Raw genomic sequence first — 22,949 nt, forward strand, 5'->3', positions numbered from 1 at the left:
TATATGAAAAAGCTGCTACTTTTCTTTTTAATTGTTCCAATGTATTGTTGGTCGCAATCTAATTTTGAAAAAGCAGAAAAATTATTTCAGTCAAAAAAATACAGCGAAGCCCAAATGCTTTTCGAGGGAATTTTAAAAAATAATCCGTCAGATATAAAAACTTTGGAGTATTTGGGTGAAATTTCGGCGCACCAAAAATCTTGGGTGAAGGGCGCAGAATATTTCAAAAAACTAAAAGATTTGAAGCCAACTGTGGCTGATTATTTTTTTAAATATGGGGGCTGTCTGGCAATGCATTCTTTGGAGGTAAATAAAATAAAAGCTTTTGGGATGGTCGGCGATATGAAAGAAGCTTTTGAGAAAGCAATTGAACTCAACCCGAAACATGTTCAGGCCAGATGGGCACTAATCGAAATTTATTTGCAATTGCCTGGAATTCTAGGCGGAAGCGAATCAAAAGCACTTGCGTATTCAAATGAATTGACGCAGTTTTCTCCAATTGATGGTTATTTGTCAAAAGGACGAATTGATGAATATTTCAAAAGATATGATTCGGCTGAAAAAAATTACAAAAAAGCACATGAAATTGGCAATTCAAAAGTCACATTTCAAAAATTATATAATTTATATTTGAACAAATTAAAAGACACAAAAAAAGCACAGGATTTAAAACGAAAATTCGAAGCTTAAAATAAAAATCTCAAAATACAAATTCTTCATACAATTAGAATTTGGAATTTAATAATTGGAATTTAAATGAAAACACATTTCATCGCGATAGGCGGAAGTGCAATGCACAACTTAGCATTAGCATTGCATAACAAAGGATATCAAGTTACTGGCAGTGACGATGCTATTTTTGAACCATCAAAATCAAGATTAGAGAAAAAAGGAATTTTGCCAGCTGAACTGGGTTGGTTTCCAGAAAAAATAACGGCAGATATTGATGCGATTATTTTAGGAATGCATGCAAAAGCAGATAATCCTGAATTGTTGAAAGCGCAAGAATTAGGTCTGAAAATCTATTCGTATCCTGAATTTTTATACGAACAATCTAAGAATAAAACGCGTGTTGTAATTGGTGGTTCTCACGGTAAAACGACTATTACATCGATGATTTTACATGTTATGAATTATCATAATATCGCTGTCGATTATATGGTAGGGGCGCAGCTGGAAGGCTTCGACACGATGGTTCATTTAACTGAAGAAAATGATTTTATGGTTTTGGAAGGCGATGAGTATTTATCTTCTCCAATTGACAGACGTCCGAAATTTCATTTGTATCAGCCAAATATTGCTTTGATTTCTGGAATTGCTTGGGATCATATCAATGTTTTTCCAACGTATGAAAACTATGTAGAGCAGTTTGAGATTTTTATCGAAAAAATTACAAATGGCGGAATTTTGGTTTACAACGAAAATGATCCAGAAGTAAAGCGTGTTTCTGAGGCAGCAACAAATCCGATTAGAAAAATTGCATATTCAACTCCACAATATTCTGTAAGCGATGGCGTGACTTTATTAAAAACTCCAGAAGGCGATATGCCGATTGAAGTTTTTGGAGCGCACAACTTAAATAACTTAGCGGGAGCAAAATGGATTTGTCAAAATATGGGCGTTGACGAAGCTGATTTCTACGAAGCAATTGCAAGTTTTAAAGGCGCTTCTAAACGCTTAGAAAAAATTGCTGAAGGAAAAGGTAAAGTAGCGTACAAAGATTTTGCACATTCTCCAAGTAAAGTGGCTGCGACAACAAAAGCAGTTAAAGAGCAATATCCGAACAGAACTTTGGTGGCTTGTTTAGAATTGCACACTTATAGCAGTTTAAATGCGGCATTTTTGAAAGAATATGAAGGTGCTTTAGAATATGCTGATGTTGCTGTTGTTTTCTACTCGCCAGACGCAGTAAAAATAAAACAGTTGGAAGAAGTAACTTATGATCAGATTGCTACTGCATTTAATAGAAAAGATCTAATTATTTATACTAATCCTGCTGAATTTAAAGAGTATCTATTTAATTTGAATTTGGACAATTCAGCACTTTTATTAATGAGCTCTGGAAATTATGGAGGTTTGAATTTTGATGAGGTAAAAGGTTTGATTAATTAGAAAATTAGGAAATTTGATAATGTGCCAATTGCTTTGCAGTTGGCACTTTTTTTTTAAAAAAATAATTGTCAATTGGTACATTTTCAAATTGTAATTAATTGAAAGAATTTTCTTCTTTTTTAATATCTTCGCTTCTTTAAATTGTTATTATGGAAGGAGGACATTTCGCTATTAAAAACTGGTCAGATGATGATAAACCACGTGAAAAATTAATGCTCAAAGGAAAAGATGCTTTGAGTGACGCTGAATTATTAGCAATTTTAATTGGTTCAGGAAGTCGTAACGAATCTGCAGTTGCATTAAGCCAACGAATTTTAGCCTCTACAAAAAATCTGACTGCTTTGGGAAAAATGTCTATTTCGCAATTGATGCAATTTAAAGGTATAGGTGAAGCAAAAGCGGTTTCAATAGTTTCGGCTTTAGAACTAGGCAGAAGGCAGAGAATAGAAGACGTTTTAAAGGTTAAAAAAATAACTTCAAGTAAAGGTGTTTTTGATATTATGCAACCCATTATCGGAGAACTTCCGCATGAAGAATTTTGGGTGCTTTTTCTTAATAATTCTAATAAAGTAATTTATAAATCACAATTAAGCAAAGGAGGTATCGCGGGCACGATTGTAGATATAAGATTGGTTTTTAAATTAGCTTTAGAAAATGGAGCTACAGGCTTGATTTTGTGCCATAATCATCCTTCTGGAAGTTTAGTTCCAAGTAGTGCTGATAAACAAATTACCAAAAAAATTAAAACTGCAGGAGAAATTTTAGATGTTAAAGTTTTAGACCATGTTATTATTACTGAATCAAAATATTATAGTTTTGTAGATGAAGGAATTTTTTAATACATGAACACCAATATTACTGACATCTTTTTTGATTTAGATCATACGCTTTGGGATTTTGATAAAAACTCAGAAATGGCTTTTGATCGAATTTTTAAAAGTAAATATCAAGAAATCGTTACTCAAGATTTTATTAAGGAATATATTCCCATCAATCAAGAATGTTGGAGATTGTATCAGAATGATAAAATTACTCATCAAGAGTTACGTTATAATCGTTTAAAATATTCATTTGATGCTTTGAATTATGTGATTTCAGAAGAGAATATTTTGGAAATTGCCAACGACTATATTGAGTTTCTTACTGATAATAATTATCTTTTTGATGGAGCAATTGAAGTTTTGGAATATTTAAAGCCGAAGTATAAACTCCATATTATTACAAACGGATTTGCACATGTGCAGGAAAAGAAAATTAATAATGCATCGCTTGGAGGTTATTTCAGCACGATTACAAATTCGGAATTAGCAGGGGTTAAAAAGCCAAATAGCATTATATTTGACTATGCTTTAAATTTGGCAAAGACTTCAAAAGAAAAGTGTATAATGATTGGAGACGACTTTGAAGCTGATGTAAATGGAGCTTTAAATGCAGGTCTGGATGCTATTTTCTTTAATGAGAAAAAAGTTGATGTTTCGGGAGAATATAAACAAATTAACCATTTATTAGAACTAAAAAAATATTTATAATGATGAAGATTAAATTTTTACTCGCAGCAATTTTATGTTCAGTTGTTGGATTTGCGCAATCTATTAATGATTACAAAGCTGTAATTATACCTTTGAGATATGAGTTTATGAAGACTGACAATCAATATCGTTTGGCGACTTTAAGTAAACAAAATTTAGTTAAAGCTGGTTTTGAGGCTTTTTATTCAAATGAACAGCTTCCTGATGGTTATACTGATCGTTGTCAAGTTTTGTATATTGACGTGAAAAAAGATAATGCTTTTTTGGTAACTAAACTTTTTGTTGAATTTAAGGATTGTTACGGACAGGTGGTTTATACATCGGAGGTAGGTAAAAGTAGAGAAAAAGAATATGAAGTTGCCTATAAAGAAGCGTTAGACAATGCTTTTACATCAGTTTATGCTTTGCATTATAAATATAGCGGTAAACCTGTTGCTTCGGCTAAAGTTGCACAGAAAATTACAGCAGAAAGTTTGGCAGCAACAGCCTCTGTTGCTCCTGCGGCAGCGGCAGTAAAAGTGGCAGCAACACCGGCAGCTCCCTCGCCAGATTTAAAAGATCCAAATTTATTGTATGCTCAACCTACAGAATCAGGTTACCAATTGATTGATAAAACTCCAAAAGTGGTTATGAAGCTTTTTAAAACATCGCAACCAAATGTTTATATTGCTTCCAAAGATAATGTTCAAGGTTCTTTGATTTTGAAAGAAGATGGACAATGGTATTTTGAATCTTATCAGAATGATAAATTAGTTTCAGAAAAAATTGTAGTTAAATTCTAAAATACAAAATACGGTTTAGTAACCGTATTTATCTTTCCAACGGTTCTTTAAAAATTCGCGGGTACTGTTCTCTCTAGAATTGTTTCCGGGATTGTAAAGAACCGTTTCTTTTATGGCATCTGGCAAGAATTCTTGTTCGGCAAAATTGTTGGCATAATCATGCGAATATTTATATTCATCTCCATATCCTAGTTCTTTCATTAATTTAGTAGGAGCATTTCGCAAATGAAGTGGAACTGGCAAATCGCCAGTTTGTTTTACCAATTGTTGTGCATTTCCTATTGCCATATACGAAGCATTGCTTTTTGGAGAAGTGGCCAAATAAATCGCACATTGGCTTAATATGATTCGGCTTTCTGGATATCCAATAGTGGTAACGGCTTGGAAAGTATTATTAGCCATTATTAAAGCAGTTGGATTGGCATTGCCAATATCTTCACTCGCTAGAATTAGCATTCTTCTAGCAATAAATTTTACATCTTCACCGCCTTCAATCATTCTAGCTAGCCAGTAAACAGCTCCATTTGGATCGCTGCCACGAATGGACTTGATAAATGCAGAAATAATATCATAGTGCTGTTCGCCTGTTTTATCATAAAGAACCGTATTTTGCTGTACAAGTTCTAAAACGCGATCATTGGTTATAGTAATTTCATCACCTGCAGACGCATTAATAACCAATTCAAATACATTGAGAAGTTTTCTTCCGTCACCGCCAGAAATTCGAAGTAAAGCTTCTGTTTCTTTTAGATTTATTTTTTTTGTCAATAAATAGGTGTCAGTTTTCATTGCTCGCTCTAAAAGAGCTTCTAAATCGGCTTTTGTAAAAGCATTTAGTATGTAAACCTGGCAACGTGACAATAATGCAGGAATCACTTCAAAACTCGGGTTTTCGGTTGTAGCACCAACCAAAGTTATCCAGCCTTTTTCTACAGCGGCTAAAAGTGAATCTTGCTGTGATTTACTAAATCTGTGAATCTCGTCAATAAATAGAATAGGATTTTTAGCAGTAAAAAGTCCGCCGCTTTGTTTTGCTTTATCGATAACATCGCGAATATCTTTTACACCTGAATTTATGGCACTAAGAATATAAAAAGGTCTTTTTGATTCTTGAGCAATGATTTGGGCTAAAGTTGTTTTGCCTGTACCAGGTGGCCCCCAGAAAATTAACGAAGGAATTATTCCTTTTGAAATTTGCTGAGTTAAGGATCCAGTTGGTCCAACCAAGTGCTGCTGGCTGATATAATCTTCTAATTTCTGCGGACGAATACGCTCTGCTAAAGGTGCTTCCATATTACAAAATTACTGTTTTAAGATTTAAATTTCATTTATTCAAAAGTTAAAACACTTCGTGTGGAGAAGGATTGTTCCAATTTGAGACAATTTCTTATTTTGATATGACAAAATATCAGTAAATTTTTTTTGGATAGTTTTTTGAGTTCTGTTAAATATTATTTTGTAAAAATATGAGCAATACTAATTTTAAGTTTTCAAATTCGGTTGTTGGACTTCCGCTTTTTTTTGTCCTTTTTTTATGGATTGTGTATTGGCTTCAGATTCGTTTTGACTTTGATTTTTATCGATACGGAATTTACCCAAGAGACCTAATTGGTTTACGCGGTGTTTTATTTAGTCCATTTATTCATGAAAATTTAGATCATTTGTATAATAATAGCATTCCACTTGTAATATTATTAGCTGCGATGCGATTTTTTTATCCAAAACAGACATTAGGTGTAATCGGTTATGGTATTTTATTTTCAGGGTTGATTACTTGGCTAGTTGGGCGAGAAAATTTCCATATTGGGGCAAGTGGATTGATTTATGTTCTCGTGAGCTTTATTTTCTTTAAAGGGATTCAGACTAAATATTATAGACTCGTAGCGTTGTCATTAACTGTGATCTTGCTTTATGGTGGAATGATTTGGTATGTTTTTCCAGATGTTGATCGATCCATTTCTTGGGAAGGGCATTTGGCGGGACTTATTACAGGTTTCGTTCTCACTCTATTCTATAAAGCACCAGAATATGCAAAACCGATTGTTTACGATTGGCAGCGTCCTGATTTTGATCCCAGCAGTGATCCTTTTATGAAGCATTTTGACGAAAATGGAAATTTTGTACCTCGTTCTCATGATGGAGAAGAAGGTTTTGAATATTTTTTTTCTAGTCATCCTGTAAATTATATTGTAATCAAAAAAGAAGAACAGGAGGAGCAAGAAGAAAGATAATGAGTAACTGTCTTTAAAATAAAAAGATTAAATTTGTTAGATAACTATTTAATCTTTTGAGCATTATGAAGAAAATGAAATTTTTGGTTTTGTTCTTGTGTTTTTTTGTTCATGCAAAAGGAAATGCTCAATGTGAAGTAAAAAATAGGGTACAGGCAGACGGAAGTATGATTTACTATTTTGAACCTGCCGTATTTTATACTACAAAGTCAAAATCGTTAAAAATTAATATTGTTACAGATAAAGAACACTATTTTGTTGCCTTACAGCCGACGCCATTTCCTGAAAAAAGAGAAGGAAAAAAAATCAAAGATGATTTAATAATTCATCTTGCAGATAGTAAAACGTACAAGTTGGCGCATTATGATACCCAATATAGACGTAACGATTCGATAATGCAGGTTCTTTATTTGATTGATGATAAAGATCTTGAAGCATTTTCTAATTATGAGGCTGTTAGTGCAGAAATCAATATGCAGGGTACTGAATTTATGCGAAGCTATAACTTTAAGCTTCATAAAAATGCAATTGTTGAACAGCTTAAATGCTTTTTAAAGAAAGAAGAAAACTAGATTACTCCTCATCTTTTGCCTCTGGAGTTTTTCTTTCTTTAAATTTCTTTTGAAGATTTCGAATAAGGTTATTGAAAGTTATAGTAAGGGATGCAGCGTTAGTGGTTTGATTTCCGTTGTTTCGTGGGAGGTATTCGTTGCAATAAGTTAATTCGACCTGAAAATCATCGGTAAATAAATAACCAGCCCCCACATTGAATCGATTCCTATCGAAGAAACTTTCACCCGTAACTTTCGCTCCAGATTTAAAGTAAATTTCATCTGAAGCAATTCCATATATTACGCCGCTTCTTAAGAACTTACTGTTAATAGGCTGTATGTATTTAATTTGTTGGCGATACCGAAAAACATTTTCATAATCATCATCTTTATTTTTCATATGACGGAATTCAGTGCGCATTCTTGTGCTTAAGGTGTATCCAGTTTTATGAAAATAATAAATTCCTTGAAGAGCAAATCGTGTTTCAGGAGATTCGAATTGGCCAATTTCGGGAACATCTCTATTATTGAAATAAGCGATAAATGCAGAAAATTTCCATCTTGGAGAAAAGTAATAATGTCCCCAGCCTCTAATAGATCTCTGGATTGTATTTTCGAATAAATTTGGTGACGATTCAGTACTGCTATAAGTTGCGGCAAAATCTATCTCAGTTGCCCATTTTTTGCTTAAAGTCTGGTTAAACTGAATTTCATTCCAAAACTGATTATACGTAGTATTTTGTCCGTAGCTGTTTGTAATCAATAAAATCACAAACAGGCATCGGAATATGATAACTTTTGATTTTGAATTAGATTTTGAAAGCATTAATTAAAGGTATTTAATTATTTCATTCGCATCTTAATCTCTAAATGTATTTTTAGGTTCTTTGTCGAACAGCTTCGTATAGGAAAGCACCACAGGCAACAGACACGTTTAAAGATCCAATCGATCCAAACATTGGCAGTTTTGCTTTTTCGTCCACTATTTTTAAAACAGAAGGATTTATTCCTCGATCTTCAGATCCCATAATTATGGCTAATGGTTCTGCTAGTGATATATCGTAAATATTTTGATCAGTTTTTTCAGTTGCAGCAACTGTTTTGATTCCTGAGCCTTGGAGGTAGAATATAGCATCTTTTATATGCTCAACTTTGCAAATAGGTACATTGAATACAGCGCCGGCAGAAGTTTTAACGGTGTCGCCATTTACTGGAGCCGAACCTGCTTTTTGTACAATGATTCCGTTTACGCCAGTACATTCGGCTGTTCTAATAATTGCGCCAAAATTTCTAGCATCTGATATCTGGTCTAAGATAAGAAAAAGAGGTTTTTTGCCAGATTCCATTGTAGATTCAACCAGATGTTCCAAATCAATAAATCCAATAGGAGAGATGGTTGCTACGGCACCTTGGTGATTATTTGGAGTAAGGCGGTTTAGTTTTTCTACAGGCACATAAGAGAAGTTAACGTTTGCACGTTTCATTACCTTCATTAAATCTTTCATAAGCTCACCAGAAATGTCTTTCTGAATGAAAACTTTGTCTACTTCTTTTCCTGCCTGAATTGCTTCTATGATGGCTCTGATGCCAAATATTTGATGTTCTTTTTCCATTGGACAAATATAGGTAATATGTTTATATAAAAAAACCACCAGCTAAGCTGGTGGTTTAAATATTAATCAAAGGTCAGTTTTATTTATTTTGCTACTGGAGCCTTTACACTTAATACATATGCATTGGTTGTAGTAGACCCATCAGAATAAGTTGCAACAATTGCTAATTGAATTGGGGTAACTCCAGATGAAAGTGATGGGAAATTAAAAACACCATTGGTTGTCAATACTGAAGAACTGAATTTTGCGCTTGCAGTTGGGTCAACAATTGTAGCGTCAGTAAATTTCGTTCCCAATTTAATGGTAGTTGTAGGTACTGTAGCGCTAGCAGTAGTGACAGCTACATTGTTGTAAACCTCAATTTTACTTGCAGTAACTCCTGCTTTAGTATTGATTTTTAAGTTTAGGTCTACGTTTGTATCAACTCTGTTAATTGATGTTGTAGTAAGTATAACATTTCCTCCTGCAGATCCTAATTGAGTATTGTCATCCGCAGAACAAGAAACTAATGCAACAGCAACAAAAGCAAATGCAACGATCTGTTTTATATATTTTTTCATGTTTATAATATTAAATATTAATGTTTGTCCCAGAAAAGTTTAGTAGTTACATTATTGTTACCCAATTTAGCAACAGCAGCTTCTAAGTTTGCAGCGTTTAACGTCTGCTCGATTCCCGGATAAGAGTAACGTTTTGGAACTTCAGTGATATCACCAAAAGTTACAGGAGGTGCAACTAAAGCAGGATAGTCTAATCTTCGATAAGATGTCCAAGCCTCAAAACCTCTGTTGTAGTAAGCTATCCATGCTTGCTCTCCAATTTTTTGTTTCCAAGTACCAGTAGCAGTAGCATACGCTACGTCGGTTCTAGCTAAGTAAGTAGTAATGTCACCAGAAGCCACTCCCCAATCTTGTAAAGATGCAGTAACAGCAGCATTATAATGAGATTCAGCAGTACCACCAACAGCAATACCTCTTTCTACAGCTTCAGCTAATAAGAATTCTACTTCAGAGTATGTGAAAAGTACACCAGGGTAAACAGGATCTTGAATTGTTTCAGTGATGTGAGAGAAGTTTCCATAAACATTCACGGTTCCATAAACACCACCTTTGTATAATCCAGAGCCTTCTGGGTATTCAGTGAAGTATTTAGCTCTTCTTGGATCAGATAGTGAGTTCATTTTATCTACTAAAGTATTAGCAGGAATAAAGTCATCACGTCCACTAGCCACTAGATCAAGGTATAATGGGTTGTTGTTTGTTGTGTTTGTAGCATAAGGCATATATGCACCGTCAGCGCTTGTTAAGATCAAACCATCAGCTTGAGCAGCTAAAGCTTGAGTACTGGCATAAGTATGATCAACATCATCCATCATTATAGCCATTCTGAAGCGTAGAGAGTTTGCAAACTTAGCCCATTTAGCAGTGTTACCACCGTAAATAAGATCTGCCTCTCCATAACTGCCAACAGATGTGTCTAATTTATGAGACGCAGCAGTTAATACAGTAAGTAAGTCTCTGTAAATTGTCTGAGCATCATCATATTTAGGCTGTGGATGGCCATCAATATCTAAAGCTTCTGTGTAAGGAACGTCTCCAAAAGTGTCAACCAAGATACCGTAGCAGTAAGAAGTTAAAATATCAATAATTGCGATTTTATTATCAAGTACTACTAAACCTTCTGGAGCTCCAGTATAACTAGCTTTTTGCTCAAGTAAAAGTTTTTTAGCTTCTTTATAGTCTCTAAGTACATCACGGTAGTAAGTTGCCCAGTGACGATCTGGAATTGTACGTCCAGTAAGATCGTATTGAGTTTCTTGCGGATATTGCACCTCTGCCCAATGTTGTGCATATAATCTGAATACGTTAAAGTTTACAGATGTACTTGTTACTTGATCCACCATAAATTTCTCAGCATTTGTAAATAGGAATTCTGGAGAAGTAGTGGTAGGATTTTTTGTGTCTTGGTTCATGTTCCCAAAATCATCTGAGCAAGATGAAAATAAGGCAATGAACGATATTAATATTATTAGTCTATTTTTCATAGCTTAGAATTTTATTGTTAAGTTACAACCAATATTTCTAGTTGTTGGTAAAGAACCGATAGAAAGTCCTTGAGATCCTACGTTAGATCCTAATCCACTTTCTGGGTCTGCATCTGGAAGATTCTTTTGGATAATCCATAAGTTAGATCCAATAAGTGAAATTCTAGCATCAACTAATTTCATTTTTTGAACTAAAGATGATGGTAAAGTATAGGTAATATTTACCTCTCTTAATTTAACAAAACCAGCATCATATACATATTGGCTTCTAGGTCCGTTAGTATAAGCATTTGTAATAGCTCCACCTGTTGAGTAAGCAGTTCTTGTTGTGTTTGGAGTTCCATCAGCATAAACACCTGGAAGGATTACACCACCCCCATTTACTAAGCTGTTTCTTTTTGGATTTCCAAGATCGTTGTTTCCACCTGTTTCATCAGTCAAACCAGTTCCAACTCCATACCATTGATCTGTAGAGAATACATCTCCCCCATGTTTAGTGTCAATTAAGAAGCTGAAAGATAAGTTTTTGTAAGAGAATTTATTGCGAATACCTCCAATCCAGTCAGGATTGATATTTCCAATGATGTTGTTTGTAGAAGTATTGATTACATATCTACCTGTTGCTGGGTTAACGATTCTTTGTCCGTTAGCATCATAAGTGTAATCAGTGCCTTTTAATACACCAAATGGTTGTCCAACTACAGCATTTAAAGTTACTGTACCAGGGAAAGAAGCTACTTGCAAGTTAGTTACGCCATCAGCTAGAGCTGTAACCATATTCTCGTTTTTAGACCAGTTTACGTTAATATCCCAAGAAAAGTTGTTTGTCTTAACTGGTGTAGCGTTAAACTGAACCTCGATACCTTTATTTTCTACTTTAGCAGCATTTACATATTTAGAAGTATAACCTGTAGCAGTAGAATATGGTACTCTAACAGCTTCTCCGTCATTCACGTTTTTGTACAAACTCACATCAAATCCAACTCTTCTGTTTAAGAATTGCATCTCAAGACCAATCTCTTGTGTGTTTGTTTTAATAGGTTTAAGATCTGGATTGTTTTTAATAGAGTTTACTGAATACATTTGGTTATTGTTGAACGGATCGTATTTAGTATAAGTATCAACCAATGCTAATGCAGGTGTTCCAAGTGGGCTTTCAGAGTAACCTCCTCTTAATTTACCAAAGGTTAACCAGCTTGCATCTATGTTTTTAGAGAAAACCCAGCTGCCAGAAACTGAGTAACTTGCTAAAGCGTTATCATCAGCAGGCAAGTTAGAAAATGCATCTCTACGTGCTGTTGCATCGATGAAATATGTGTCTAAGTATCCAAAAGATCCAGAAATATAGTAACTATTAACAGATGTTCTAGTTTCTCTTTCATATGGATATGGGCTCGCAGCTTTAGAGTTAGATAAACTATAGATTCCAGGTATGATTAAACCTCCTTGTGTAGAAGCTGTAATTTGGTTAAAATAAGTGTTTCTAATTGTTCCCCCAGCTACTCCGCTTAAGCTAAAGTCTTCTCCGAACTTTTTGTTGAAAGTAAGGAGTAAGTCATAGTTTTGCTCAGAGAAGTTACCATTGTAACGTTGGTATCCTGAAGTCTCATCAAGAGCATTGATACCAAAAGTTTTTGATACTGAACCTACAGCAACTCTTTCTTCACGAATCTCAGAATACGTATCTGTAGAGATTTTTGCAGTTGCAGAAAGCCAGTCAGCAATTTTGTAAGTAAAGTTTGCGTAACCAATAAAACGATTTCTACTATCATTTTGGTAGTTTTTGTAACGCTCAAAGTAAGGGTTGTTCCAATATGCAGGAGTTCCATCCTCAACAGATTTTCTGTTCCAAGTAATGTTTTGTTCGCCTGAATTGTTGTATGCTCTTTCTAATTCTTTAATATCAACGTTAGTTTGCCACCACTGACGGAAACCAGAAACTAAGTTGTCACTATATCCTGTCATGTTTCTTCCCACTGTTTGTTGTGCGGAGAAGTTAGCAAATGTGCTTAAAGACAATCTGTCTGTAAATTGGTGATTTAATTTTAAACTAAAGTTGTTTTTTCTCAATTCACTATTGATTAAAACACCAGTTTGGTCAGTGTTAGTATAGTTAAATACAACATTTGTTTTTTCGTTTCCATCTTCAAAAGAGATGCTATTTACTAACGAAAGTGAGTTTTTGAAGAAAGAAAAAGGATCGTTTGCTCCAGCTTTCCATGGAGTTGCTTTTCCATAATTGTTATTTCCTGGATATGCAGAAAAAGCATCCCATTGGTAAACATTTAAAGAAGGGTCAAAACGATTTCCTACAGATGCATCATCACCCATGAAAACAACATTGTCATTTACACCGTCACCATCAATGTCTTGTGTAGTGTCAAAAGAAGAACCGTATCCAGCACCGTAATTTTTTTGGTATTTAACGAAAGTGCTTTTGTCTGGGCTACCAGTTACTACTTCAGAAGAAACAGTGATTCCTAAACCTTTTCTAGCTTTACCTTTTTTAGTGGTAATCATTAAAACTCCGTTACCGGCTAAGTATCCATATAAAGCAGAAGCAGCGGCACCTTTTAATACGTTCACGCTTTCAATGTCTTCTGGATTGATATCCATACCATTATTACCATAGTCAAAACCTCTTGCTCCAGATGATTGAGCCGTTGTTCCATCGTTTGTGTTGTTACCGTTGTTGATAGGCATACCATCAATTACGATTAACATCTCATTGCTTTGACCAATAGCTTTAACTCCTCGAGAGATTGCACTTGTAGAACCTCCAAAGTTAGTGTTTCTTGTAATGTTAACACCGGCAACTTTACCAGAAAGCTCGTTTAAGAAGTTACCACTTGAAGTACCATTTCTTAAATCTCCTCCTTTTACCTCTTGTGTTGCATAACCAAGAGATTTTTTCTCTCTTTTAACCCCCAAAGCTGTTGTTACTACAACGCTTTCAAGTTCTTGAGCATCTCCAGCCAATTTTACGTTAACTGTTGATGAAGTTGCAGCTATCTCTTGAGTTTTCATCCCAATGTAGCTAAATACCAATACTTGGCTTGATGATGCTTTGATAGTGTATTTACCATCAAAATCGGTTTGCGTTCCAGCTTTTGTTCCTTTAACTAATACACTAACACCTGGTAAAGGCATTCCTGCATTGTCAGAAACTGTTCCCGAAACAGCTCTTTCTTGCGCAAAAGAAAGTTGCGCAACTAGTACTAATAAAAGCACTAAGAATCCATTGAACTTTAGTTTCATTTTTAAATATTTTGAATTAGTATCGCAAAACTCTTAATAATTTGTTAACTTTCCTAATAAATAAAAATCTTTTTTTGGTAAACTTTAAAATTTAACATTATAACATATGTTTACGATAGTGTTATATAATTGTATTTCTTGCTGATTTTGCTGGCCATTCGTGAGAATAATTCGTAAAATTCCGTTTTTTGTTTGTATTCCTGCACCTATTCCAATTCCTATTAAATTCATAATTTTTTTAGGATTTGAAATATTCGTTAAGTCTTGATATATAGCGTAATCCGCAATAGAATGAATATAAGCGCTTTTTGAAAATATATATCTATATTCTGTAAGAATTGCGGAATAAAAGTTTCCTTGAAGACTATTTTCGGAAAATCCTCTTATTGAATTCATTCCGCCAAATCTGAATAATTCGTTTGAAATATAATTTTTACTATCTAGATAGAAATTTTGTGAATTTAGGTTAATGAAATTCTTGTTATTTAGTTCAAAATTATAAGACGCATTTAGATTTGCATAGAATTGCTTGCTTGGTTTTGCTGTGTCAGGGTCGTTGTTTGTTTCTCTTTTTCCGAAACCTAAAATTGAGCTCAGAAATGCTTTTCCCTGCATTAGAGTATTGTTAGAGTCTATTTTTTTGTATTCGTATGTGGAAGTAAAGTAAGAATTATTAAAATCGCTGATAAAAGAATTATTGGTATTTTGGATGTCGCTCGATTCGGTAGATTGGTATCCCAAATAGATTTTAGAGTTATAATTTAGATAGTATCCCAGATTGATATCTGTTTTAGTATTCTGAAATGTGCTGTCCTGTTTGAAAATGTTTAATTGCGCTTTTATTCCAAGAGGAGATTGGAATAAATAGGGGATTTCGAGTTTAGTGTTAAAGGTTTTTTGTTGGTTACCGTCGCTCTTCCAGTAAAGAGAGAACTTTTCGCCAGCGTGAAGTATATTAGTTAGCGAAATATCTAAATAGCCGTTTAGAATCAATTTTTTGTTTTCGTCGTTAGAAAATCCAATATAGCCATCAAAATTGTTTGCTTTTCTTTTTTCAATATAAGTGTAGACTTTTGTCGAGTCTTTGGTGAATAAAATTTCGGGGTATTTGGTTTGAGAAACAAATTCAAAACTGTTTATATCTTCATAAAGTCTTTTTACAGTTTCTTGGTTGAATATTCTGTTGGTGTATTTTTTATTTAATTGTTTTAATGCTCCTTTTGGGAAGTAGTCTTTTAAAGAGAGATCTGTGTAATTTACAATAATGGAATTTAGTGTTCTTTTTTTTTCGGAATTAAGATTTAAGTCAGCGTAAATTATGGAATTCTTTTTTTTGATATTTGCTAGATTGATTTTGGAAAATGCAAAACCTGCTTTTTCATTGTTTGAAATTTCTTTATTTAGGAAGTTTTCAAGCTCCGTAAAAGGGATAATTATGCTGTCTTTTGTGTTTTTCTTATATTCATTAAAAAAACTATTTATACCTATATATATATGTACTTCTTTGATTTTGGTTTTTAAGTCTATAAATGCTGTATAAGTGCTGTCGTTTATCTTTTTGGTTTCTAATATTTTAGAATCTATATAGCCTTGTTTTGAGAGTTTGTTTGTTATTGAAAAAAGTTCGTCATTTAATGATTTTATATTTACGTGTTTTTTTGCATATGGAAGAGAGTCGATTGTTTGGCTTTGTTTTTTGTTAATTCCATTTATATTCAAATAAAATGACTGTGCGAAACAATTTGTGCATAGGAGTAAAATAAGTATGTGTTGTAATTGTTTCAAATGCAATTGTTTTGTTAGTTAAATGTAAAGCAAATATCTAATGTTTCTTTGTTAAATCATAGATATAAATAATGTTGTTGAAAATTAATGATTTAACGTTTGTATAGTGAAAATTATTTTATACATTTGCAACCCCGTAAAAAGCGGGAATTTAATAAACATAATAATTTTTAGTATTAATTATGCCAACAATTCAACAATTAGTAAGAACAGGAAGAACTCAGATCACTAAGAAGAGTAAATCGGTTGCTTTAGATTCTTGTCCTCAAAGAAGAGGGGTTTGTACGCGTGTTTACACTACTACACCAAAAAAACCAAACTCTGCAATGCGTAAAGTTGCGCGTGTGCGTTTGACAAATGGTAATGAGGTGAATGCTTACATCCCAGGAGAAGGACATAATCTACAAGAGCACTCGATAGTATTAGTGCGAGGTGGAAGGGTAAAAGATTTACCAGGTGTTAGATATCACATCGTTCGTGGAGCGCTTGATACGTCAGGTGTTGCAGGAAGAACGCAAAGAAGATCTAAGTACGGTGCTAAACGCCCAAAAGAAGCAAAAAAGTAATTTAAAAACTTTTAAGAAAAAGACATGAGAAAAAGAGCGGCAAAGAAAAGACCACTTTTACCGGATCCAAGGTTTAATGACCAATTAGTAACACGTTTTGTGAATAACTTAATGTGGGATGGTAAGAAATCTACAGCTTTTAAAGTATTTTATGATGCTATTGATATCATTGAAACTAAAAAGCAAAATGATGAGAAAACTTCATTAGAGATCTGGAAAGATGCTTTAACTAACGTTATGCCTCACGTAGAAGTACGTAGCCGTAGAGTTGGTGGAGCTACATTCCAAATTCCAATGCAGATTCGTCCAGATAGAAAAATTTCTATGGCAATGAAGTGGTTGATACTTTATTCAAGAAGAAGAAATGAAAAATCTATGGCACAACGTTTAGCTGCTGAGTGTTTAGCTGCTGCTAAAGAAGAAGGTGCTGCGGTTAAGAAAAGAATGGATACTCACAAAATGGCAGAAGCTAATAAAGCATTCTCTCACTTTAGATTTTAATTCGTAAAGAAATGGCTAGAGATTTAAAATATACAAGAAATATCGGGATCGCTGCTCACATTGATGCTGGTAAAACTACAACAACTGAGCGTATTCTTTTTTATACTGGAAAATCACACAAAATTGGTGAGGTTCACGATGGTGCTGCAACAATGGACTGGATGGCGCAAGAGCAAGAAAGAGGTATTACAATTACTTCTGCTGCTACAACTTGTACTTGGAACTTTCCAACTGAGCAAGGTAAAGTTTTGCCAGAATCAAAAGCGTACCACTTTAATATTATTGATACTCCTGGGCACGTTGACTTTACTGTAGAGGTAAACCGTTCTTTACGTGTGTTAGATGGTTTAGTATTCTTGTTTAGTGCTGTTGATGGTGTTGAACCTCAATCAGAAACTAACTGGAGACTTGCTGATCAGTATAGAGTTCCTCGTATGGGATTCGTGAACAAAATGGACCGTCAAGGTGCGAACTTTTTAAATGTATGCGGACAGGTTAAGGACATGTTGAAATCGAATGCGGTTGCAATTACTTTGCCTATTGGAGATGAAGCTGATTTTAAAGGTATTGTTGACTTGGTTAAAAATCAAGCTATCGTATGGCATGATGAAACTCAAGGAGCTACTTTTGATATTGTTGAGATTCCTGCTGATATGGTTGATGATGTAAAGCACTATCGTTCTATTCTTATCGAAGAGATTGCTACTTATGATGAAAATCTTTTAGATAAGTACATGGAGGATGAAAACTCTATTACAGAGGAGGAAATCAACAATGCATTAAGAGCGGCTACTATTGATATGGCGATCATTCCTATGCTTGCTGGTTCTTCTTTTAAAAACAAAGGGGTTCAATTCATGTTAGATGCAGTTTGTAAATATTTACCATCTCCTTTAGATAAAGAAGGTATTGAGGGAATTCATCCTGATGATGCTGATTTATTGGAAGAAGATCAAACTAAAATCTTGCGTAAGCCAGATGTAAAAGAGCCGTTTGCTGCTTTGGCATTTAAAATTGCTACTGATCCATTCGTAGGTCGTTTAGCTTTCTTCCGTGCGTATTCTGGACGTTTAGATGCAGGTTCTTATGTTTTAAATACTCGTTCTGGTAATAAAGAAAGAATTTCTCGTATTTACCAAATGCATGCTAACAAACAAAATCCAATCGAATTTATTGAGGCTGGAGATATTGGAGCTGCTGTAGGATTTAAAGATATTAAAACTGGAGATACTTTATCTGATGAAAAGCATCCAATTATCTTGGAATCTATGAAATTCCCAGATCCTGTAATTGGTATCGCTATCGAACCAAAAACTAAAGCTGACGTTGATAAAATGGGTATGGCTTTAGCTAAATTGGCTGAAGAAGATCCAACGTTTACGGTTAGAACTGACGAGGCTTCTGGTCAAACTATTATTTCAGGTATGGGTGAGCTTCACTTAGATATCTTAGTTGACCGTATGAAACGTGAGTTTAAAGTAGAGGTTAATCAAGGTGAGCCACAAGTAGAGTACAAAGAGGCGTTTACAAGATCTGCTCAACACAGAGAAACTTACAAAAAACAATCTGGAGGTCGTGGTAAATTCGGTGATATCGTATTTAGAATCGAGCCTGCTGATGAAGTTGATGGAAAAGTACCTGTTGGATTACAGTTTGTGAATGAAGTAAAAGGAGGTAACGTTCCTAAAGAGTATATTCCTGCAGTTGAAAAAGGTTTCCGTGAAGCTATGAAAACTGGACCTTTGGCTGGATATGCTGTTGATAGTTTAAAAGTGACTTTATTAGATGGATCTTTCCACCCTGTGGATTCTGATGCTCTTTCTTTTGAATTAGCTGCAAGAATGGGTTATAAAGAGTCTGGTAAAGCTGCTGGAGCTGTTATCTTAGAGCCTATCATGAAAATCGAAGTTATCACTCCAGAAGAAAACATGGGTGATATCGTAGGTGACTTGAACCGTCGTAGAGGTCAAGTTAATGATATGGGTGATAGAAACGGAGCGAAAACTATTAAGGCAGATGTGCCGTTAGCTGAGATGTTTGGTTATGTTACTACATTAAGAACATTATCATCTGGTAGAGCGACATCTACAATGGAGTTTTCTCATTATGCAGAAACACCTTCTAACATTTCAGAAGAGGTAATCAAAAAAGCAAAAGGTAACGCTTAATTTTAAGAAAATGAGTCAAAAAATCAGAATAAAACTAAAATCTTACGATCATATGTTAGTGGATAAATCTGCTGAAAAGATCGTGAAAACAGTAAAAACTACTGGGGCAGTTGTAACAGGTCCAATTCCGTTGCCAACTCACAAAAAACTTTTCACTGTATTGCGTTCTCCGCACGTTAACAAAAAAGCGAGAGAGCAATTTGAAGTAATGTCATACAAGAGATTGATTGATATTTATTCATCTTCATCTAAAACTATTGATGCTTTAATGAAACTTGAATTGCCAAGTGGAGTTGAAGTTGAGATTAAAGTATAATTTTTTTATATTTTTTTATATAAAAAGCGAGACATTTTTTGTCTCGCTTTTTTTTGTTTTTAAAAGTTGTTTTTAATTTGAAAAAGAATAAAATTAAATATTTTTTTAATGTTCTAAATATTCTAAACCCCTTTGTTTTAGGGTAGTGCGAGTTTTTTTAGTTGTGATTTTATTGTTTAATTTTTAAGTGGAAAATGTTATTGCTATAAAAAGAAGTGCTTGAATTTTGGTGTTGATGAAGTTTGTTTTCTTGTTGTTTTAGTGCTTGGATTTTGATAATGAGCGATTTAATTTTTGTAACTGTTTGGTTTATTCAATTTTAATATCTACTTTTGCACTCCCTGTTTGGAAATTTCTGTTATTTTCAAATTGAAGGGAATTTTAGTAATTAATAATTAATATTTATGTCTGGGTTAATTGGTAAGAAAATCGGCATGACTAGTATCTTCGACGAAAACGGGAAAAATATTCCTTGTACAGTAATCGAAGCTGGACCATGCGTTGTTACCCAAGTCAGAACCAACGAGGTTGACGGGTATGAAGCGTTACAACTTGGTTTCGATGACAAAAACGAGAAACATTCTACTAAAGCGGCTTTAGGTCACTTTAAAAAAGCTGGAACTGTTGCTAAGAAAAAAGTCGTTGAATTCCAAGATTTTGCAACTGAACAAAAATTAGGAGATCTTATTGATGTTACTATTTTTGAAGAAGGAGAATTTGTAGATGTACAAGGTGTCTCAAAAGGTAAAGGTTTCCAAGGTGTTGTTAAACGTCACGGTTTTGGTGGGGTTGGACAAGCTACTCATGGTCAACACAACCGTTTAAGAGCGCCAGGTTCTGTAGGAGCTTCTTCTTATCCATCTAGAGTATTCAAAGGAATGCGTATGGCTGGAAGAATGGGAGGAGAAAATGTAAAAGTTCAAAACCTTAGAGTTTTAAAAGTAGTTGCTGAGAAGAATCTACTTGTTGTTAAAGGATGTGTTCCTGGACACAAAAACTCTTATGTAATCATTCAGAAGTAATGGAAGTAAAAGTATTAGATTTCAACGGAAAAGATACTGGAAGAAAAGTTCAACTTTCTGATTCAGTATTCGCAATTGAACCAAACAATCACGCAGTATATCTTGATGTTAAGCAATATCTTGCTAATCAGAGACAGGGTACTCACAAGGCTAAAGAAAGAGCTGAAGTAACTGGAAGTACGCGTAAGATTAAAAAACAAAAAGGAACTGGTACTGCTCGTGCAGGAAGTGTTAAGAGTCCTTTGTTTAAAGGTGGTGGAACAGTTTTCGGACCAAGACCAAGAAGTTATTCATTCAAATTGAATAAAGGTTTGAAAAGATTGGCTAGAAAATCTGCTTTCTCAATCAAAGCAAAAGAGTCAAATATCGTAGTTGTAGAAGATTTTAATTTCGAAGCGCCAAACACTAAAAATTTCATTAACGTTTTGAAAGCTTTAGGGTTAGAGAATAAAAAATCTTTATTTGTGTTGGGTGAGTCAAATAAAAACGTATATTTGTCGTCACGTAATTTAAAGGCTTCAAATGTCGTAACTAGCTCGGAATTAAGCACTTACGCAATATTAAACGCTAATAATTTAGTGCTTTTGGAAGGTTCTTTAGAGTTAATTGAAGAAAATTTAAGTAAATAATAGGAATATGAGCATCATAATTAGACCTATAGTAACGGAAAAAGTAACCAAAGAAAGTGAAGTTCTAAACCGCTTCGGATTCGTTGTTAACAAAAAAGCAAACAAAGTTGAGATTAAGAAAGCTGTAGAGGCTGCTTATGGAGTGACTATCGTTTCTGTTAACACAATGAATGTGAGACCAGATAGATCTACTAAATACACTAAAAGTGGTTTAATCAGTGGAAAGACAAATGCATACAAAAAAGCAATTGTTCAAGTACAAGAAGGAGAAACAATTGATTTTTACAACAATATCTAAGATAGAAAAATGTCAGTAAGAAAATTAAAACCTATTACCCCGGGTCAGCGATTTAGAGTTGTGAATGGTTATGACGCTATTACAACTGATAAGCCGGAACGCTCTTTGATAGCGCCGATAAAAAACTCAGGAGGTAGAAATAGTCAAGGAAAGATGACCATGCGTTATACGGGTGGTGGTCACAAGCAGAGATATCGTATCATCGATTTCAAAAGAACTAAAGATGGAATTCCAGCTACAGTGAAATCAATCGAATACGATCCAAATCGTACTGCATTTATTGCTTTATTAGCTTATGCTGATGGAGAGAAAACTTATATTATCGCTCAAAATGGATTGAAAGTTGGTCAGAAATTAGTTTCTGGACCAGAATCTCAACCAGAGATTGGTAATACTTTACCTTTAAGCAGAATTCCTCTTGGAACTGTTATATCTTGTATTGAGTTACGTCCAGGACAAGGAGCCGTTATCGCTCGTTCAGCTGGAACTTTTGCTCAGTTAATGGCAAGAGACGGGAAATATGCAACAATTAAAATGCCATCAGGTGAGACAAGATTAATCTTGTTAACTTGTTCAGCTACAATTGGAGCTGTTTCTAACTCTGACCACCAATTAGTTGTATCTGGTAAAGCAGGTAGAACAAGATGGTTAGGAAGAAGACCTAGAACTAGACCAGTAGCGATGAACCCTGTTGATCACCCTATGGGAGGTGGTGAAGGACGTTCTTCTGGAGGGCACCCACGTTCAAGAAACGGATTGCCAGCTAAAGGTTACAGAACTCGTTCTAAGAAAAACCCGAGTAACAAGTATATCGTAGAACGTAGAAAGAAATAATAAGATATGGCACGTTCATTAAAAAAAGGACCTTTCGTTCATTATAAATTAGACAAGAAAGTTCAAGAAAACGTAGAAAGTGGTAAAAATGCAGTTGTTAAGACTTGGTCTAGAGCTTCAATGATTACACCAGATTTCGTTGGACAAACTATTGCAGTTCATAACGGTCGTCAATTTGTACCAGTTTACGTAACAGAAAACATGGTAGGTCACAAATTAGGAGAGTTTTCACCAACTAGATCTTTTAGAGGTCATGCTGGAGCAAAAAATAAAGGTAAAAAATAAAAGAAGCAATGGGAGTTCGTAAAAGAGAAACAGCAGATGCGAGAAAAGAGGCTAATAAGTCTATCGCTTTCGCAAAATTGAATAACTGCCCTACTTCACCTAGAAAAATGCGCTTAGTAGCGGACTTGGTAAGAGGTCAGAAGGTAGAAAGAGCACTTAACATTTTAAGATTCAGTTCTAAAGAAGCTTCAAGAAAATTAGAAAAACTATTATTATCTGCAATCAATAACTGGGAGCAAAAAAATAGTGAAGGTAATTTAGAAGAGGCTGGATTATTTGTTAAAGAGATCAGAGTAGATGGTGGAATGATGTTAAAAAGACTTCGTCCAGCTCCACAAGGTCGTGCACACAGAATAAGAAAACGTTCTAATCACGTAACAATCGTGCTTGGAGCTATCAATAACACACAAAGCAATTCTTAAGCA

24 protein-coding genes are annotated in these 22,949 nt (G+C 34.4%); 17 read left to right on the forward strand and 7 right to left on the reverse strand.

Features of this window, described 5'->3' with window-relative positions; genetic code table 11:
* Positions 1-3: 3 nt before the first annotated feature.
* From BLP44_RS16080 to BLP44_RS23000, 5 genes are all read left to right on the forward strand, one after another.
* The gene (locus BLP44_RS16080) at positions 4-690 is read left to right on the forward strand and encodes a tetratricopeptide repeat protein (RefSeq protein WP_091134492.1); all 687 of its coding nucleotides are present in this window, start codon (positions 4-6) and stop codon (positions 688-690) included.
* A gap of 66 nt (positions 691-756) precedes the next feature.
* A complete protein-coding gene (locus BLP44_RS16085; protein ID WP_091134494.1) occupies positions 757-2,112 on the forward strand; it encodes a UDP-N-acetylmuramate--L-alanine ligase in 1,356 nt (451 codons plus the stop codon).
* Between the two features lie 149 nt (positions 2,113-2,261).
* On the forward strand, positions 2,262-2,951 hold the full coding sequence (radC, locus tag BLP44_RS16090; protein WP_091134496.1) for a RadC family protein: 690 nt from the start codon (positions 2,262-2,264) through the stop codon (positions 2,949-2,951).
* Positions 2,952-2,954: 3 nt separating this feature from the next.
* Positions 2,955-3,641: a YjjG family noncanonical pyrimidine nucleotidase gene (locus tag BLP44_RS16095; protein WP_091134498.1), complete on the forward strand. Its 687-nt coding sequence runs from the start codon at positions 2,955-2,957 to the stop codon at positions 3,639-3,641.
* 2 nt (positions 3,642-3,643) lie between these two features.
* Complete coding sequence (locus BLP44_RS23000; protein ID WP_035691113.1) at positions 3,644-4,423, forward strand: hypothetical protein; 780 nt, start codon at positions 3,644-3,646, stop codon at positions 4,421-4,423.
* Positions 4,424-4,438: 15 nt separating this feature from the next.
* Here BLP44_RS23000 and BLP44_RS16105 read toward each other — a convergent pair whose 3' ends face one another.
* Positions 4,439-5,716, reverse strand: a complete 1,278-nt coding sequence (locus BLP44_RS16105) for a replication-associated recombination protein A (protein ID WP_091134500.1) — start codon at positions 5,714-5,716, stop codon at positions 4,439-4,441.
* A 173-nt stretch (positions 5,717-5,889) separates the two neighbouring features.
* On the opposite strand from BLP44_RS16105, the gene BLP44_RS16110 reads away from it, so the two are divergent.
* Entirely contained in the window at positions 5,890-6,654 is a 765-nt protein-coding gene (locus BLP44_RS16110) for a rhomboid family intramembrane serine protease (protein WP_091134502.1), read from the forward strand.
* A 65-nt stretch (positions 6,655-6,719) separates the two neighbouring features.
* Positions 6,720-7,226, forward strand: a complete 507-nt coding sequence (locus tag BLP44_RS16115) for a hypothetical protein (protein ID WP_236940438.1) — start codon at positions 6,720-6,722, stop codon at positions 7,224-7,226.
* A 1-nt stretch (position 7,227) separates the two neighbouring features.
* On the opposite strand, the gene BLP44_RS16120 is transcribed toward BLP44_RS16115, so the two are convergent.
* The 6 genes from BLP44_RS16120 to BLP44_RS16145 all read right to left on the reverse strand — a co-directional run bounded on the left by BLP44_RS16120 (position 7,228) and on the right by BLP44_RS16145 (position 15,905).
* Positions 7,228-8,031, reverse strand: coding sequence for a DUF2490 domain-containing protein (locus BLP44_RS16120; protein WP_091134505.1), 804 nt, complete (start codon positions 8,029-8,031; stop codon positions 7,228-7,230).
* A 52-nt stretch (positions 8,032-8,083) separates the two neighbouring features.
* Positions 8,084-8,818 (reverse strand): 23S rRNA (guanosine(2251)-2'-O)-methyltransferase RlmB, encoded by a 735-nt coding sequence (gene rlmB, locus BLP44_RS16125; RefSeq protein WP_091134507.1) that lies wholly within the window; start codon positions 8,816-8,818, stop codon positions 8,084-8,086.
* Between the two features lie 83 nt (positions 8,819-8,901).
* Positions 8,902-9,378: a hypothetical protein gene (locus BLP44_RS16130; protein ID WP_008464269.1), complete on the reverse strand. Its 477-nt coding sequence runs from the start codon at positions 9,376-9,378 to the stop codon at positions 8,902-8,904.
* 17 nt (positions 9,379-9,395) lie between these two features.
* Entirely contained in the window at positions 9,396-10,862 is a 1,467-nt protein-coding gene (locus BLP44_RS16135; protein ID WP_035691116.1) for a SusD/RagB family nutrient-binding outer membrane lipoprotein, read from the reverse strand.
* A 3-nt stretch (positions 10,863-10,865) separates the two neighbouring features.
* Complete coding sequence (locus BLP44_RS16140) at positions 10,866-14,120, reverse strand: SusC/RagA family TonB-linked outer membrane protein (protein WP_008464273.1); 3,255 nt, start codon at positions 14,118-14,120, stop codon at positions 10,866-10,868.
* Between the two features lie 84 nt (positions 14,121-14,204).
* Positions 14,205-15,905, reverse strand: a complete 1,701-nt coding sequence (locus BLP44_RS16145; protein ID WP_240628156.1) for a BamA/TamA family outer membrane protein — start codon at positions 15,903-15,905, stop codon at positions 14,205-14,207.
* Positions 15,906-16,087: 182 nt separating this feature from the next.
* On the opposite strand from BLP44_RS16145, the gene rpsL reads away from it, so the two are divergent.
* The 10 genes from rpsL (at position 16,088) to rplV (ending at position 22,946) form a co-directional block, all read left to right on the forward strand.
* The gene (rpsL, locus tag BLP44_RS16150; protein WP_007136570.1) at positions 16,088-16,471 is read left to right on the forward strand and encodes a 30S ribosomal protein S12; all 384 of its coding nucleotides are present in this window, start codon (positions 16,088-16,090) and stop codon (positions 16,469-16,471) included.
* 24 nt (positions 16,472-16,495) lie between these two features.
* Positions 16,496-16,972, forward strand: coding sequence for a 30S ribosomal protein S7 (rpsG, locus tag BLP44_RS16155; RefSeq protein ID WP_008464282.1), 477 nt, complete (start codon positions 16,496-16,498; stop codon positions 16,970-16,972).
* A gap of 11 nt (positions 16,973-16,983) precedes the next feature.
* Positions 16,984-19,140 (forward strand): elongation factor G, encoded by a 2,157-nt coding sequence (fusA, locus tag BLP44_RS16160; RefSeq protein WP_091134512.1) that lies wholly within the window; start codon positions 16,984-16,986, stop codon positions 19,138-19,140.
* A gap of 10 nt (positions 19,141-19,150) precedes the next feature.
* A complete protein-coding gene (gene rpsJ, locus BLP44_RS16165; protein ID WP_007803605.1) occupies positions 19,151-19,456 on the forward strand; it encodes a 30S ribosomal protein S10 in 306 nt (101 codons plus the stop codon).
* A 404-nt stretch (positions 19,457-19,860) separates the two neighbouring features.
* The gene (gene rplC, locus BLP44_RS16170; RefSeq protein WP_008464284.1) at positions 19,861-20,478 is read left to right on the forward strand and encodes a 50S ribosomal protein L3; all 618 of its coding nucleotides are present in this window, start codon (positions 19,861-19,863) and stop codon (positions 20,476-20,478) included.
* Entirely contained in the window at positions 20,478-21,107 is a 630-nt protein-coding gene (gene rplD, locus BLP44_RS16175) for a 50S ribosomal protein L4 (RefSeq protein ID WP_008464285.1), read from the forward strand. Before rplC ends, rplD begins: the two co-directional genes overlap by 1 nt.
* 7 nt (positions 21,108-21,114) lie before the next feature.
* The gene (gene rplW / locus BLP44_RS16180) at positions 21,115-21,405 is read left to right on the forward strand and encodes a 50S ribosomal protein L23 (RefSeq protein WP_008464286.1); all 291 of its coding nucleotides are present in this window, start codon (positions 21,115-21,117) and stop codon (positions 21,403-21,405) included.
* Between the two features lie 9 nt (positions 21,406-21,414).
* The gene (gene rplB / locus BLP44_RS16185; RefSeq protein WP_008464287.1) at positions 21,415-22,239 is read left to right on the forward strand and encodes a 50S ribosomal protein L2; all 825 of its coding nucleotides are present in this window, start codon (positions 21,415-21,417) and stop codon (positions 22,237-22,239) included.
* 6 nt (positions 22,240-22,245) lie between these two features.
* On the forward strand, positions 22,246-22,524 hold the full coding sequence (gene rpsS / locus BLP44_RS16190; RefSeq protein ID WP_008464288.1) for a 30S ribosomal protein S19: 279 nt from the start codon (positions 22,246-22,248) through the stop codon (positions 22,522-22,524).
* Positions 22,525-22,532: 8 nt separating this feature from the next.
* The gene (gene rplV / locus BLP44_RS16195) at positions 22,533-22,946 is read left to right on the forward strand and encodes a 50S ribosomal protein L22 (RefSeq protein WP_007803631.1); all 414 of its coding nucleotides are present in this window, start codon (positions 22,533-22,535) and stop codon (positions 22,944-22,946) included.
* The last annotated feature ends 3 nt before the right edge of the window (positions 22,947-22,949 follow it).

It is taken from the genome of Flavobacterium anhuiense (genome assembly GCF_900101855.1).
Classification (GTDB): Bacteria; Bacteroidota; Bacteroidia; order Flavobacteriales; family Flavobacteriaceae; genus Flavobacterium; species Flavobacterium anhuiense.